17 protein-coding genes are annotated in these 14,416 nt (G+C 43.7%); 4 read left to right on the top strand and 13 right to left on the bottom strand.

Going from position 1 to position 14,416, the window contains the following annotated elements; genetic code table 11:
- Positions 1–92: 92 nt before the first annotated feature.
- Positions 93–1,175 (bottom strand): C45 family autoproteolytic acyltransferase/hydrolase, encoded by a 1,083-nt coding sequence (locus C5695_RS02275; protein WP_117728808.1) that lies wholly within the window; start codon positions 1,173–1,175, stop codon positions 93–95.
- 87 nt (positions 1,176–1,262) lie between these two features.
- On the bottom strand, positions 1,263–1,895 hold the full coding sequence (locus C5695_RS02270) for a GDSL-type esterase/lipase family protein (protein WP_117728806.1): 633 nt from the start codon (positions 1,893–1,895) through the stop codon (positions 1,263–1,265).
- Between the two features lie 403 nt (positions 1,896–2,298).
- Between C5695_RS02270 and C5695_RS02265 the strand changes: the two genes are divergently transcribed.
- On the top strand, positions 2,299–2,934 hold the full coding sequence (locus tag C5695_RS02265) for an FMN-dependent NADH-azoreductase (RefSeq protein WP_106051269.1): 636 nt from the start codon (positions 2,299–2,301) through the stop codon (positions 2,932–2,934).
- A 44-nt stretch (positions 2,935–2,978) separates the two neighbouring features.
- Here the strand turns inward: C5695_RS02265 and C5695_RS02260 are convergent, their stop codons facing one another.
- The 8 genes from C5695_RS02260 to C5695_RS02225 form a co-directional block, all read right to left on the bottom strand.
- Entirely contained in the window at positions 2,979–3,740 is a 762-nt protein-coding gene (locus C5695_RS02260) for an IclR family transcriptional regulator (protein ID WP_117728804.1), read from the bottom strand.
- A 14-nt stretch (positions 3,741–3,754) separates the two neighbouring features.
- Entirely contained in the window at positions 3,755–4,771 is a 1,017-nt protein-coding gene (locus C5695_RS02255) for a 5-oxoprolinase subunit C family protein (RefSeq protein WP_117728801.1), read from the bottom strand.
- Complete coding sequence (gene pxpB, locus C5695_RS02250) at positions 4,768–5,514, bottom strand: 5-oxoprolinase subunit PxpB (protein WP_117728799.1); 747 nt, start codon at positions 5,512–5,514, stop codon at positions 4,768–4,770. The genes C5695_RS02255 and pxpB overlap by 4 nt, the downstream gene beginning before the upstream one ends.
- 18 nt (positions 5,515–5,532) lie before the next feature.
- On the bottom strand, positions 5,533–6,324 hold the full coding sequence (locus C5695_RS02245) for a putative hydro-lyase (protein WP_117728797.1): 792 nt from the start codon (positions 6,322–6,324) through the stop codon (positions 5,533–5,535).
- A 5-nt stretch (positions 6,325–6,329) separates the two neighbouring features.
- Positions 6,330–7,544 carry an NRAMP family divalent metal transporter gene (locus C5695_RS02240; protein WP_117728795.1) on the bottom strand — a complete coding sequence of 405 codons (1,215 nt, stop codon included), beginning with the start codon at positions 7,542–7,544 and terminating at the stop codon, positions 6,330–6,332.
- A 26-nt stretch (positions 7,545–7,570) separates the two neighbouring features.
- On the bottom strand, positions 7,571–8,329 hold the full coding sequence (locus C5695_RS02235; protein WP_117728793.1) for a LamB/YcsF family protein: 759 nt from the start codon (positions 8,327–8,329) through the stop codon (positions 7,571–7,573).
- Between the two features lie 176 nt (positions 8,330–8,505).
- Positions 8,506–9,285 carry a Cof-type HAD-IIB family hydrolase gene (locus C5695_RS02230; RefSeq protein WP_410369220.1) on the bottom strand — a complete coding sequence of 260 codons (780 nt, stop codon included), beginning with the start codon at positions 9,283–9,285 and terminating at the stop codon, positions 8,506–8,508.
- Between the two features lie 103 nt (positions 9,286–9,388).
- The gene (locus C5695_RS02225; protein WP_117728789.1) at positions 9,389–9,658 is read right to left on the bottom strand and encodes an excalibur calcium-binding domain-containing protein; all 270 of its coding nucleotides are present in this window, start codon (positions 9,656–9,658) and stop codon (positions 9,389–9,391) included.
- A gap of 179 nt (positions 9,659–9,837) precedes the next feature.
- Between C5695_RS02225 and C5695_RS02220 the strand changes: the two genes are divergently transcribed.
- The 3 genes from C5695_RS02220 to C5695_RS02210 are packed head-to-tail and all read left to right on the top strand — an operon-like array spanning position 9,838 to position 10,798.
- Positions 9,838–10,215: a VOC family protein gene (locus C5695_RS02220; RefSeq protein WP_117728786.1), complete on the top strand. Its 378-nt coding sequence runs from the start codon at positions 9,838–9,840 to the stop codon at positions 10,213–10,215.
- Positions 10,216–10,239: 24 nt separating this feature from the next.
- Entirely contained in the window at positions 10,240–10,533 is a 294-nt protein-coding gene (locus C5695_RS02215) for a DUF5316 domain-containing protein (protein ID WP_117728784.1), read from the top strand.
- A gap of 25 nt (positions 10,534–10,558) precedes the next feature.
- Complete coding sequence (locus C5695_RS02210; RefSeq protein WP_117728782.1) at positions 10,559–10,798, top strand: DUF2651 family protein; 240 nt, start codon at positions 10,559–10,561, stop codon at positions 10,796–10,798.
- Positions 10,799–10,829: 31 nt separating this feature from the next.
- Here C5695_RS02210 and C5695_RS02205 read toward each other — a convergent pair whose 3' ends face one another.
- The 3 genes from C5695_RS02205 to C5695_RS02195 all read right to left on the bottom strand — a co-directional run bounded on the left by C5695_RS02205 (position 10,830) and on the right by C5695_RS02195 (position 14,416).
- On the bottom strand, positions 10,830–11,222 hold the full coding sequence (locus C5695_RS02205; protein ID WP_117728780.1) for a RidA family protein: 393 nt from the start codon (positions 11,220–11,222) through the stop codon (positions 10,830–10,832).
- Positions 11,223–11,448: 226 nt separating this feature from the next.
- Entirely contained in the window at positions 11,449–13,197 is a 1,749-nt protein-coding gene (locus tag C5695_RS02200) for a methyl-accepting chemotaxis protein (RefSeq protein WP_117728777.1), read from the bottom strand.
- A gap of 97 nt (positions 13,198–13,294) precedes the next feature.
- On the bottom strand, positions 13,295–14,416 hold the full coding sequence (locus tag C5695_RS02195; protein ID WP_117728775.1) for a mannitol-1-phosphate 5-dehydrogenase: 1,122 nt from the start codon (positions 14,414–14,416) through the stop codon (positions 13,295–13,297).

Below are 14,416 nucleotides of genomic sequence, written 5' to 3'. Positions count from 1 at the left end.
CTTTAATATAAAACGCTTTCATCAAACGATGCAATCTTAAGTTGATCTGTTTTTGGCACAATGGCTGTGACAAAATTAAATACACGGGTTCATTAGACACTTCTCCAAAATGACGGTCCGTAATCTACTTGATGAAATTGAACCTTTTGTTCATGAAAAGGCAGTGAACCTCCAGCTTTTAAAGAATAAGTCGGATTGTATACTGGGGAGCCAAAGCAATAATCGATGGTGCCTTCTTCCGGACGGAAGATGACGGTTCGCATCGTTCCAAACAGCTCCTCATAATTGTGCACAGTCAGACCAGCAGGATATTCTGTCTGAAACAGCTTCACAAGAGAATCACTTGTTTGTTGTTCATTTAAAGCCTCTATTAACAGGTCATATCTGACGACAGAATGATGTTTCGTCATCCCTTTTGCTGTTTGATCAGCAATCGGATGATTTGTGGCTGCAATATAACCTGCTTCCGGTCTTCTCACTATTTTTCGACCATCAATGATTTCAATCACAGCCGCCTCTCCTTTTCGATCGGCAAGCATGATATGAACATTTGAGGCAACGGGCATTTCCTGAATAGAACAAATAGCTTCCTCGACCGTTTTGCAGTATTCCAAAACAGAGCGAATGACATGATACACTTGCAAACCAGCAATTGCTGGAGGCTTTAAACCGGGTTCATTACCAATCGGCGGACCGCAAGCAGAGAAGGTCACAGAAAGACCGTGCGCATTCATCCCATCAGATCTGCCAAACAAGAGCAGTGACGAGCCTGTATGATATGCCGAGCCTTTCACATGTGTCGTCACAAGACGCATATCATCAAATATCGGAGAGAAATCATAGTTACGCAGCATGACCGTTTGTTGACCGGTCGCCATATTCCCCTGTCTCACGCAATGAGAACAGCCTGGCTGAAGGTGAGATGAATAGAAAAAGTTCAAATAGCGCTCATCTAATTGCAGTTCATCACAAAACCCAGCAATCTCTTCATCTAACTGGGGAAGATAGGGATGTATGAGTTGCTTCGTTTCCTCCACAGCCTCTTTACTTGCTGGTTCTGTTCGAATATATTGTGTCTTTAGCAGTGGGTTCTCCTTTAGCCAGACAGCCTGTTGTTTCCCCACTTCATAAGCGGTTCCTGTCATTTCATGAAAATATGCACTGATCCCCTCCATGCCCGCACCTCTTTCGTCTTTGTTTCTTTTATCATATCGAAACCTCCCTACATTTAAAAGGGTGAAAAAAACTGCAACCCCAATGGATTACAGCTGTTTACAGGATTGTTGAAACAATGCTTTTGCCATTGCTTCATATCCTTTATGGTTTGGATGAAATTGATCAATTGATAAGTACTCTGTTTCATGTCCTTCAAACGCCCGGTACACATCCACAACCTCCACATGCGGATTTGCAGCAAGCAAGCGAAGTTGATGATTGTACTGCTGAAGCCAGCGCCCCGCTATTGGTATTTGCGGAAAAGGATTATATAAATTCATGAGATACACGCAATAGGGCGCATGCTGTTCTCGTTTAATCTGAGCAATTTCTTGAATCATCTTGCTGAAATTTGCTTGGCAATGCAACGTCGCTTGCAGCAGTTTCTTTTCATCTTCACCCTCTTCATACTGCTGAACAGCTTGAATAAGATCATTCCCACAGCCTGTGATGGTGATGATGCCAGCTGCTGCAATCGCACACCTCACATCAGATCGTTTGAACAGCTGTAAAATCTGATCCGTCGTTAACCCTGACTTTGCATATACAGACAGCTCGACTGGCGTATGTGTCTTTTTTTCAAGCATCCACCGATACCGCTCAGCGAATCCTCCACCAAATAAACGTGCCCCCACCCCAACTGTTAAGGAATCTCCAATCGCAACATAGGATCGTCCCACTCTTATCCCTCACTCTCTCCTGCCTTCTCTTATATATACGAAATCCGAGAACAGATGCTTGTAGCAGATGACTTAGGGGCATTCATCTTTTTTTCACGAGACACATTTACAAACTCTTTACTTGCGAGATCGACTGTTTTTTTGTTCAATAAGAATAGGTTTTGATCATGAAATTTGCATCTGCATGCGTTCCAGAAAAATTTACAAACTTTTTATCTTGATTTCGAGACTTTATACCTTGACTTCAAACTACATTGTGATTACAATGAAAATATCAGTTTTTATGTAACTGTGCTTGTTACATCTTTTTCATAGTATTCTAATATGATTAAAGATGCCACATATTCAGTATATCTTTGGGATATGCTAAAAAAATCATTGAAACAGAAAGGATTGAATGAACATGGCAAAAGTATTATACATCACTGCACATCCGCATGATGACACTGTTTCTTACAGTATGGCTACTGCTAAAGCATTTATCGAATCTTATAAGGAAGCAAATCCAAGTGACGAGGTTGTACATATCGATTTGTACAAAGAAAACATCCCTCACATTGATGCAGATGTATTCGCTGGCTGGGGCAAGCTGCAATCAGGTGCTGGTTTCGATACACTTTCAGCTGAAGAGCAAGCGAAAGTTGCTCGCCTAAACGAATTAAGCGATCAATTCGTTTCTGCTGACAAATATGTATTTGTTTCACCACTTTGGAACTTCTCATTCCCACCAGTTCTTAAAGCATACATCGACTCTGTTGCTGTAGCTGGTAAATCATTCAAATACACTGAGCAAGGTCCTGTTGGATTATTAACAGACAAAAAAGCTCTACACATCCAAGCACGTGGCGGTTACTACTCTGAAGGTCCTGCTGCTGAACTTGAAGCAGGCCACCGTTACCTTGGTACAATTGCGAGCTTCTTCGGAATTCCTTCTTTCGAAGGTCTTATCGTTGAAGGTCACAATGCTGAACCTGCAAAAGCAGAACAAATTAAAGCAGATGCAATCGAACGTGCAAAAGCTTTAGGAAAAACTTTCTAATTATGACACGCAAAAAGCCAATGATCTTAACGGTCATTGGCTTTTTATTTGTTTACATGAAAACCTAATGCTCTAGAGATATCATTCGCGGCTTTTTTGACTTGTTCAATTAAATAGGGAAGGCGCTCTTTTTGATAGCCTGCTTCAAACCCTGCAATGCTAATACCTGCTACTACCTCCCCAAGATGATTGAAAATAGGTGCGCCAACCGCTGCCGTATAGTTTTCAAGCTCAGAATAGCTTAACGTATAGCCCCGCTCATTTGATTCATCCAGCATGTTTCGAAGAACCTCTTTATCTGTAATGGTGCCAATGCCGATTTTTCCTAGCTCAATCGAGTCGATATAGGCGTTTCTCTCGTGTTCTGGCAAAAAGGAGAGAATACTCCTCGCACAAGCGCCCGCATATAGAGGAGAGCGCCTGCCAACGGCGGTATAAAGGCGGACTGGCTGCGTCCCTTCCATTTTCTCCACATAAATGGCTTCGTCTCCTTCACGTACGATGAGCTGTACAGCTTCTCCCACCTCATCCCGCAAGCTTTCCATAAATGGTCTTGCAATTCTCCGAATATCAAGGCGATCCGCTACAAGCTGACCGTATTCTAGAAACATCAGTCCTAACCGATAAGCACCTGAATCTTGCTTTTCTAATAACCCCATATCGGTTAAAGAGCTCGCCATGCGGTGCACAGACGTTTTCGGCATGCGGGAGAGCGCAATCATTTCATTTAACGTTAACTGGTCATGTGTGATAAACAGCTGCAATATCTCCATAGATTTCACAACCGTTTTATTTGTGTTTTGCATGTCCATCCCCTTTTCTAAACGAATGCTTCAAGCTTGATTCTTGCAGCGAGCTCCCTCAGTTCTGCTTCTTGCTTGAATAGCGCCTGCTCGGCTGCCTGATGATCGATTTGTTTAAAATATAGATTCGCTCCAGGCATCGCCTGTGCAATGAGTGGCAGATCGACCGTCGCTACTTCTCCGATACGAGGGTATCCGCCAGTTGTTTGCCGATCTGCCAGCAGAATGATCGGCTGGCCGTTAGGAGGAATTTGAATAGAGCCAAAGGCAACTGCCTCTGAAATCAATTCAAGCTTTTCTTTTAAATGAACCGGTTCCCCCTTCAAGCGGCAGCCCATGCGATCTGATTGAGGCGTGACCTGATAAGGCTGCTCGAAAAAAGCGGTTTGAGAGGTTTCTTGAAAAAAAGAAAGGTGTCTCCCTGCCAGCACACGAATCACTGGCGATTTCCGCAGGGGCAAGAAATGAGCATGGCTGACTGTCCAATCGGGTGCGCTGAACGCCGCCTGCTTCACGTTGCTTTTTTTGAGCCTATGACACAATCGATCAGCGACAATTGAAGGCTTTCCATTGGACAGGACGTCTCCTTTTTCAAGCGGACGTCCGTTTCGTCCACCGATTCCTGCTCTCACATAAGTGCTTTTGCTCTGCATGACCGGCTCCACATCGAATCCACCTGCCACAGCAAGATAGGCACGACAGCCTCTCTTACAAGGACCAAAGGTGATTGTGCTACCTGATCGAACAAAGAGCGGCTTCCATAAAGGGGCCGGCTCTCCATCAATATCGATCTCCACATCAGCGCCAGTCACTGCAATGAGCTCATCCCTTTGACACGTCAACACAGGACCTGGCCCCATTAGTGTGATTTCCAGCACAGCTTCGCTTTCTTCGTTGCCTGTGAGAATGTTGGACATTCTAAGTGAGAGCAAATCCATGCCCCCGCTCGTTAAGACGCCATATTTTTGATACCCTTTTCGCCCTTTATCTTGAATGGTTGTGAACATTCCTGGCTTGATGACATGAATACTCAACGTTCTGCCTCCTTCATGCTGAAAAATTCCTTTTCAGACATTTGGACAAACCTAACCTCATCCCCTGCTTTCAATAGACTTGGGACTGCTCTGTCTGGGAGAAAGAGTGACAGCGGGGTTTGTCCAATGAGCTGCCAGCCGCCGGGGGTGGAAATAGGATAAACGCCTGTCTGCTTCCCCGCGATGCCAACAGACCCTTTAGGAATGGACATTCTTGGTGTTTCCCTGCGCGGGGCTGCGATCTTTTCAGAGAGCCCGCCTAAAAACGGAAATCCCGGGGCAAATCCAATCATATAGACAAGATATGTTCCTGCTGTGTGAATACGCACGACCTCCTCAGGCGTTAAACCATTAATCCGGGCAACTTCTTCTAAATCAGGGCCAAGCTCGCCCCCGTAGCAGACGGGAATCTCGACGATGCGGCGCTCTGTGTGAACATCCTCCCGCCATTTCTCTTCAAGTAATGTTTCAATATAGTTTTTCACCCATTCATACGGAGACAGGTCCACTTTTTGTAGTTGGGCAGATTGATGAACCGTATAAGGCTCATAAAAAACAGTCACGTTTGTAAAGGCTTGAACAGCTTCCACATATCCGACAAATGGATGCTGTTCAATACACGAAAACAACTGCACAACACGCTCATGAATCTCTTCACATATGTCCGCTCCTGCTTGAATCACGATCGCTGCATCTCCTAGCGGGTGGAAAGTGATAGAATCTTTTATCGTTGAAAATGCCACTTGAGAATCCCTCTCTTTCTAAAGCACACCGAGCTGTTGATCCCGTTGGTCTGTGATGAACATATGACCAGGTGCATGGGTAATCGCAATGTCTGGTTTTGTATGCATGACGATGGCTTGCGGCGTCACACCACATGCCCAAAACACCGGGACCTCCCCTTCTTTGATCACGGATGCTTCTCCAAAGTCTGGCTGAGCCACATCAGCAATTCCAATCATCGTTGGGTCGCCTATATGAATGGGGCCGCCATGAACTGACGGGAATCTCGACGTTACTTGAACACTTCTTGTGATCTGATGCGCCGGAATAGGCCTCATGCTGACAACCATCGGGCCATGAAACACCCCTGCCCTTTCACAAGAGATATTCGTTTGATACATGGGGACGTTATGACCGTGTTCAATATGACGAACCGGAATATCATTCTGCATCAGTGCATGCTCAAACGTAAAACTACAACCGATGAGAAAGGCAACCATGTCATTCTCCCAATAAGCAGAGATATCTGAAACTTCTTCTTGAAGAATCCCTTTTCGGTAAATACGGTACTTAGGAAAATCCGTACGAATATCCGCTTGCGGTGCCGACCGTCTCGGCACTGGATCACCTGGCTCCAGTACATCAAGCAATGGACAAGCAGCCGGATTCCTTTGACAAAACAAAAGAAAATCAAAGGCAAATTCCTTTTTGACGATCATTAAATTGGCTTGAGCATACCCCTCTGCTAAACCCGCCGTCGGTCCCGTGATTTCTTTTTTACGAATCAATTCTCTGATCTGTGAGGGCCCATATGTTTGATCAATACTCATTCAAATCAACTCCATAGTTTCGGGATTTCATTCATTATGGTATAGCCGCCCATCAAAGCCATGATGACGACAACTAGTACACCTGATGCTGTTAAAAAGAAGGGATGACGATAATCACCGACAATTTCTTTCTTATAGGCGGCAACCAGCAAGGTGCCGAGTGCGAGCGGTAAAATCAATGCATTGATCGCCCCAACTAAAATTAATATGTTCACAGGTCGTCCGATTGTAATAAAACAAATAGTCGAGAGAGCAATAAAGCCGATGATAATGCCACGCTGATTTTGCTCTATTTTTGGCGAGAAGGTTTTAAAGAAGGAAACAGATGTGTAAGCCGCTCCAATAACCGATGTAATGGCGGCAGCCCACATAATGATGCCGAACATTTTATATCCAACATTTCCAGACGCTAACTGGAATACAGAAGCAGGCGGATTGGCTGGATCAATCTGTAAGCCCTTTGAGACCACTCCTAGAACAGCTAAAAATAATGCAATACGCATCACAGATGTAATCAAGATGCCGAAAACCGAGCTTTTTGTCACCTGAGGAAGTGCATCCTTCCCTTTAATTCCAGCATCCAATAGACGATGTCCGCCAGCAAAAACGATATAGCCGCCAACTGTCCCCCCAACAAGTGTCACAATCGATAGAATATCAATTTCTTCTGGAACAAAAGTTCTGAGTGCCGCTTCCCCAACAGGAGGAGCTGTTGAAATCGCCACGTACAGCATCAGACCGATCATGACAAAGCCTGCTATCTGTGTGAAACGGTCCATTGCTTTTCCAGCTTCTTTGATCACAAAAATCAGAATGGCAATGAGAGCACTAATGGCTGCTCCGATTCGTGGATCAATTCCTGTGAACACCTGAAAACCAAGACCAGCACCAGCGATATTCCCAATATTAAAGGCAAGTCCGCCCATGACAATCAAAAAGGCTAGTACATAGCCAAGACCCGGCAGCACCATATTCGCTATATCCTGCCCTCGCTTTTCTGACACGGCGATGATTCGCCATACATTTGTTTGCGCAAAAATATCTAACAAAATCGAGATGAGAATGACAAACCCAAAGCTAGCCGCAAGCTGCTGTGTAAAGACAGTCGTTTGTGTTAAAAACCCCGGTCCGATGGCGGACGTCGCCATTAAAAAGGCTGCGCCCATCAGCATAGACCGATTCCCCTTTGATGCCTTTATGCGTTTGACTTCCTTTTTCATGCTGTTTCCCCCTTTGATGACCACTTTTATTGAAAGGCTTTGAGTTGAATACTTGCTTCTTTTAGCTTCGATGTAATGGTTTTGGCAAATTGGAGCGCATGGATACCGTCTCCATGAATACAGACCGTATCTGCTTTAAGCGAAATATCCTCCCCTTGAACGCTATGAACCTTCCCTTCTCTCACCATACGAACGACCTGCTGAACGGCTAATTCATCGTCTTCAATGAGTGCGTGTGGTTCACGGCGAGACGTGAGCGTCCCGTCTGTTTGATAGGTCCGATCAGAAAATACTTCATGTGCGACTTGAAGACCGATTCTCTCACCTGCTAACGCAAGTTCACTGCCGGAAAGCCCGAATAACACAAGATCTGGATTGACATGATACACAGCCTTCGCAATTGATTCAGATAATTCAGTATTTTTAGCCGCCATGTTGTAAAGGGCACCGTGTGGTTTGACATGCTGCATCGTCCCGCCTTCTGCCTTGAGAAAGGCTGATAAAGCACCAATTTGATAGACAACGAGATCATAGGCTTCATCTGCCGAAATCGCCATTGGCCGTCTGCCAAAGCCGACTAAATCTTGCAGACCCGGATGCGCACCAATTTGTACCCCTTTATCTAGTGCCATTCTGACCGTTTTTCTCATGACGGTTGGATCTCCAGCATGAAACCCGCAAGCAATGTTGGCTGAGGTGACATATTCTAAAATTTGTTCATCTGAACCGATGTTATATTGACCAAAGCTTTCTCCCAAATCACAGTTGATATCTACTTGATACATAGGATCCCTCCTTGTTGTTCCGAATAACGGAACTCGAAGTCCGAATATTCGAATTTATATTGATTATATCAATTTTGGTGAGATTGCACATGATATTGTCAGAAAATATAACAATAGAACTAGAAGACATAAAAAAAAGCGAGAGGATATGGTCTCTCGCTTTCTCATGATCTTCTTTATTTAGACAGCACCCAATGCTGGATTGCTTTTGCTACACCGTGTTCTGTGTTGGGAGCTGTAATCCAATCAGCGGCTTCTTTCACCACTTCTTGCGCATTTCCCATCGCAATTCCTAATCCGGCTTCTTGGATCATGGCCATATCATTTAGGCTGTCACCAAGTGACATGACATTGTCCATCGTACAGCCAATGCGTTCTGCTACCTTTGCAAGAGCTGCCGCTTTGTTAATGCCAGCTGCATTGACTTCGATATTGGTCGGACTTGAGTTTGTGATCTCTAGATGCTCATTTGTCTTCAATGTATTCAGTACTTCCTCACGAACGTCATCATCATGAATATCAAAGCCAAACTTCAACCAATCATGGTCATGAATTCGTTCTGGGAATTCACCTCTCCACACCTTATCCACAGTAGAAGCCCAGTAATCGGTTTCGTATCTGTTTTTTAGATCCCACATCATTTGGACGTGATCAGGATGAAGCAGATCTCGTTCGACCAGCTCGAAGTTTGAATCCCATATTTCACTTCCGTTTGCTGTCACAAGGTAAGAAGACAACTTGAGCGGCTCAACCAGCTCTCGGCATGTCATCAGCGTCCGCCCTGTGCTAATCACCACGTGGACCCCTTTTGCTTCAGCATCTTTAATGGCTTGTTTATTTTCCTCTGGAATGACGTGTTCACTGTTTAACAGCGTGCCATCCATATCAATGGCAATCAATCGGATGTCTTTCTTATCAGCTTGTATGGACAAATTGAGTACCCCACTTTGTATCATTTTTTGTAACTATCTTTATTTTAATATAAAGAGGAAGATGGCACAAAGGGACGAGTTTGTTCCCACAGAAAAAAGACCTTGTGACAGGTCTTTTCACTTAGACTTAGCGTTCACACGCAATGCCGTCTTTATCACGGTCAAGTCGCATATTTTTTTGGTAAAGTGCTTTTGACACATACGGCCTGTACTTTGTTTTGCCGCCTTTGTTTTTCGTGTTTTTGCTTTTCGCTACGCCGCCTTTATAGACTTTGTTCAGCGCTTTACAGTTTTTGTAGGACTTCACTGTTTTTGCATCTGCTGTGTGGATGTCGACTTGTGTAAAGCTTAGTAAAAGTCCCAGAGACAAGACAGCCACCATGACTTTTTTCAACATGTATGACCCCCTATTTTTTCTATTTTTACATTTTTATCATATGTCACCACTTTTTTCCAAGACTATCTAGCTAAAAAAATTCATTTTTTTGGAATAAAACATGCTTTATAGCCTATATGGTACAATGAGTGGGAAACCTTTCCGTTTTTGACACGTATATGAAAAGAGGAGTTTTTCACATGAAAATGAAATATACCATTCTATATGTAAACGATGTTGAGGCAAGTATTCATTTCTATCAACATGTACTTGGTTTCCCTATGAAGCTCCGGGTTGAGTCATATGTTGAGTTTGACACGGGGGACGTGACATTATCGATTAATTCACGCCAGGATGTCAGAGATGCACTGGAATTGCCTGTACCTGAAGCAACTCAATCCTCACAAACGTTTGAGATTGGGTTCGTTGTGGATGATGTGGATCAAACCATTGCTTCAATGAAAGAAAAAGGGGTGCCGATCATCAAAGAACCTGCAAAAAAACCATGGGGTCAAACCGTCGCTTATGTCGCTGATCCTGATGGTCATTTCATTGAAATATGTGACGCCGTCTCCTAATCTTCTTTAAAGGAGTGAACCAGTATGAGAAAAAAACATGCCTTTATCGCCGGTGTTTGTTCAATGATTGTGATATGCAGCGCTGCGATCTTTTTGTCGCACCATGAATGGATAGGGTGGGTCAGTGGTGGCATCGCTATTATTGGGGTCATGATGTCTGGGCTTCTAATGGGTGCATGGACAAGCGGGGAAGAAACGCGGGCCACCTATCATTCTGAAACAAAAGAACACCGCATGTGGCGTCTTGATACGGCCTTTCTCATGATGATCTTTGCACTTCCGCACATGGCAGTGTCGATCTTTTATTTTTTAATGTAAACACTTGTTAAAAGGAGTTCGTCATATGGCTGTTTTTATTTTATTCGTTGTATTTGGCTTCCCTATTCTTTCTGTGCTGATTGGCATTTTTGGCACAATGCTTTTGAAGAATGTTTGGATGCCAACTTTGATTGCCCTGTTAGCCAGCGTCATTCTCATGTACACATACATTGGCGGGGATGAATCCTTTCTTATTTGGGTTATCATCTACACCGTCTTTACGTTTATCGCTGCATGGATGACAAAGCGGCTGCGGTTCAAGTAAAAAAGAACAGTTTGCACTGTTCTTTTTTTTTTCAAATATCGGCGCACCACAGTTCAATTTCAATTTTCAGCTCAGGCCACCCTAAGGCTGATACATAAGCAACTGTCATTGATGGGTAAGCTGTTTTGAAGATCGTATCCCACTGAGGATATAGATGATCCCAGTCGATTTCTTCCGTTGCCCATATATTGACCTTGATCACATGTTCTTCATTCAATCCTTCTGATTCAAGGATTTTTTTGATATTTTCAAACGTATTGGTTACTTGGTCGTTTAAACTAGATGGGACTTGCCCATCCATATCTGTTCCGACTTGACCAGATGTAACAAATAATCCCGCGCCCTTTGGCACTCTTGTGATATGGCTGTAGCTGCCAACAGGCTTCGGCATACTTTCTGGGTTTTTTCTCGTGATTTTTTTCATGTTATGTCCCTCACTCACTTTGATTTTTCTGCTAGATTTTCTTCATGTAGACAGACTTCACCAATTTCTATCGATCTAAAAGAAAACAGCAGTGGAGTATCCATAGCCACAAGGTAAGAACATCAATATCTTCTTTTTCATGACCAAAACACTCCTTTTTTTCATGCGTGAGCAAGGTTTAGATTAATTACATAGTACCTGTTATGAGATAAACAGTCAAAATGTTTTATAGACGATAACGTGCAATATCGTGATTTAATCGTATGCTTAGTTCATTGAGTCTTTCTGCTGCTTTTGCCACATTGGAGATGGCTGTTACTTGTTCGTCTGTGGATGCAGTGATTTCTTCGATCGCAGCGGCATTTTCTTGAGAAATATGGGCTGCGCCTTGCATGGCTTTTGTGATAAGATCGTTTTGCTCTAGCAATGCATTCAGCTCTTTTGCCATGGCGTCTGTTTCAACGATGGTTTGTGATATCGACGTAGAGATGGCATTGAATTCATGTTCTGTTGCATGTACCGCTTCATCTAACTCTGCAAAACGCTCCATTGTGCTAGACATCATGCCGGCTGTTGCCGTCGTTTCTTCTTTAATGCCTTGTACCATTTGCTGAATTTGAAAGGCTGATTGTTTTGTCTGCTCAGCTAAATTCCGCACTTCACTCGCCACAACCGAGAAGCCTTTGCCGTGCTCTCCTGCGCGTGCTGCCTCAATGCTGGCATTCAGTGCAAGTAAATTGGTCTCATTTGAAATACTTTCAATCGTATCTGTAATTTTAGAGATATCCTGTACTTTTGTGCTTAACTGCTCAATTCCTGCCCTAATACCTTGAGACGCCTGTAAGGATTGTTCATTTGATTGTTTTAATTGCTGAACCATTTGCTGACCCTGCTCAGATGATTGACTTGATTGGTCCGAGATTCGTTTAATTTGGTCACTTTGTTCTTTGACGTTCTCAATGGATTGGTTGAACTGGGTCATTTGTTGATTGGCTGCATCAAGGTCAGATGCCTGATGAAGCGTTCCAGTCGAGATGTCTCCAATGGCTCTGCCAACTTCTTCACTGCTGGCTGATGTTTCTTCAGATATCGCCGATAAATCTGTCGCTGATTCAACAAGCTGGCTGCTCGTTTCCTGTAATCCGCTCACAAGTGTTCTGAGCTCTCCTGACATATGATTAAAGCCTTTTGCTAGCTGTCCGATTTCGTCCGTTGTTTCTTTTAAGCTCGTGCGCTCAAGATTTCCCGCCGCAATTTCTTTTGAGGCAGCAGTGACTTGCTTGAGCAGTCTGACTTTTCCTCGAGCAGCTAAATAAAAGACCCCAAGACTTAAAAGAGCGACACCCGCTGTAATGAGCATAATATAGAGCTTCATCTGCTCTAATTCTTTATAAAATTCGTCCTGGAAGACGGCGATGCCAATACTCCAATTCCAGGGCGTGAACTGGTTCATATAAGCAAGTTTTTGCTTTTCTTCACCGGTTGCATCGTCCTTATCTAGATAGGTCACATAGTGTGCATCCTCGCCTTTTGCTTCGGCTCCAGCGACCATTTTTTCACGATTGGTCGTGTTATCTGGAATGACGCCAATGTCGTTGACAGGATGAACTTGAGAGGAATAATCTGCTCCATATGCGACGAGATAGCCTTTATTTTTATACATAAAATCTGATTTTTGAAATTGGTACCCTTTCCCGTTGTCATTTTTAGGTCCATTCAAGTAAATACGAGCTTGTTCCTGCGCCTGTTCAAGCGTCAGTTCTTTTTTCTCGACACGGTCATTCAATTGTTCGAGTGTAGCCATTGCTCCGCTGACAATGTGCTTTAAATCTGCTTTCCCCGCATCAATTAAGACATGCTTTGCTAACAAATACCCCGTTGTGCCCACAAGTCCGCCGGTTAAGATCGTAATCACGATAATGGCAGACATTAATTGAAAAAAGACACTCCTTGACGCAAACATTTTCCTTTTCATATACAAATTCCCCCTTACTTCATATATCGACAAACGGGGTAAAGTATTAAAAAGTCATCAAAAAATCCCTTTCACTCGTCGGAAAGGGATTTTCTGGTTATCGAGTTGTTTCTTGAAGAATGGCTTGATAGAGATCCTCTGTTGGACTGAGCCCACATATTTCTTCCAGCACACCTTCAATGCCTTTCTCTTTTCTTAATGCCTGTAAACGAACCGCTTCTTCATCTTCTGCAAAATCGTAAGCGAGTGCTGCAGCGATGCCTTTGATTAAATACACTGGCTCTTTGATCTTTTTCGCTGGACCGATTAAACGATCATCTGCTCCCAGCTTTCTAAGAGGAGAGCGTGCGACACGCGTGACTTCGTCTGAGATAAAAGCATTTTCGAATCGTTTGATGATTTTTTGAATATAGGCATCGTGTTCTTCTTTTTGAAAGCCATATGTGTCGATTAAATAACTGCCCGTTTCGTGAAGTGCGCCTTCAACCACTTGGCGAATCTCTGGTGTATCGACGGCTTCTTTAATCGTTTGAACGCCTTGCTGATATCCGACATAAGCTGCTAGCGCATGTCCTGTATTGACAGTAAAGAGCTTGCGCTCAATATAAGGTGTCAAATCTTGTACAAAGGTCGCTCCGTCAATCTGAGGAACGTCCCCAATAAAGCCAGTCTCATCAATGACCCACTCGAAAAATGGCTCGACCGATACTTTCAGAATATCCTCATGATGCTGAATTGGCACAATGCGGTCCACCGCAGCGTTTGGAAAACCAACTGTTTGTGACAACGCTTTTTGTTCCTCTTCTGTTAAATGAGAGAAAACGGCTTCTTTTAAATGAGAGCTGCCCCCAATCATATTTTCACATGCGACGATGTTGATGATATGGTCAGGCTTTTTCTGTTTTAATCCTTCAGCAATCGATGAAGCAATGATTTTCAAAACGGCTGGTCCGACTGCTGTTGTAATCAAATCGGCTGATGCAATCGCCTCTGTTAATGCTGCTGGGTCTTGTGCAGAATTGATCGCTGTCACAGGTCCGACCATTTCTTGTTTCTGACCTGGTGCTGCAAGCTCGACTGTGTATTCTCCTCTTTCATTCAACTCGTTGATGACCGCTTCGTTTACATCGGTAAAGACAAGCTCATAGCCTGATGTTTTTAACAAAGATCCGATAAACCCTCTGCCAATATTTCCTGCTCCAAAATGAAGTGCCTTCAT

This window comes from Bacillus pumilus, from assembly GCF_003431975.1.
Lineage (GTDB): Bacteria > Bacillota > Bacilli > Bacillales > Bacillaceae > Bacillus > Bacillus pumilus_N.
This window is presented reverse-complemented; position numbering and strand designations above follow the sequence as displayed.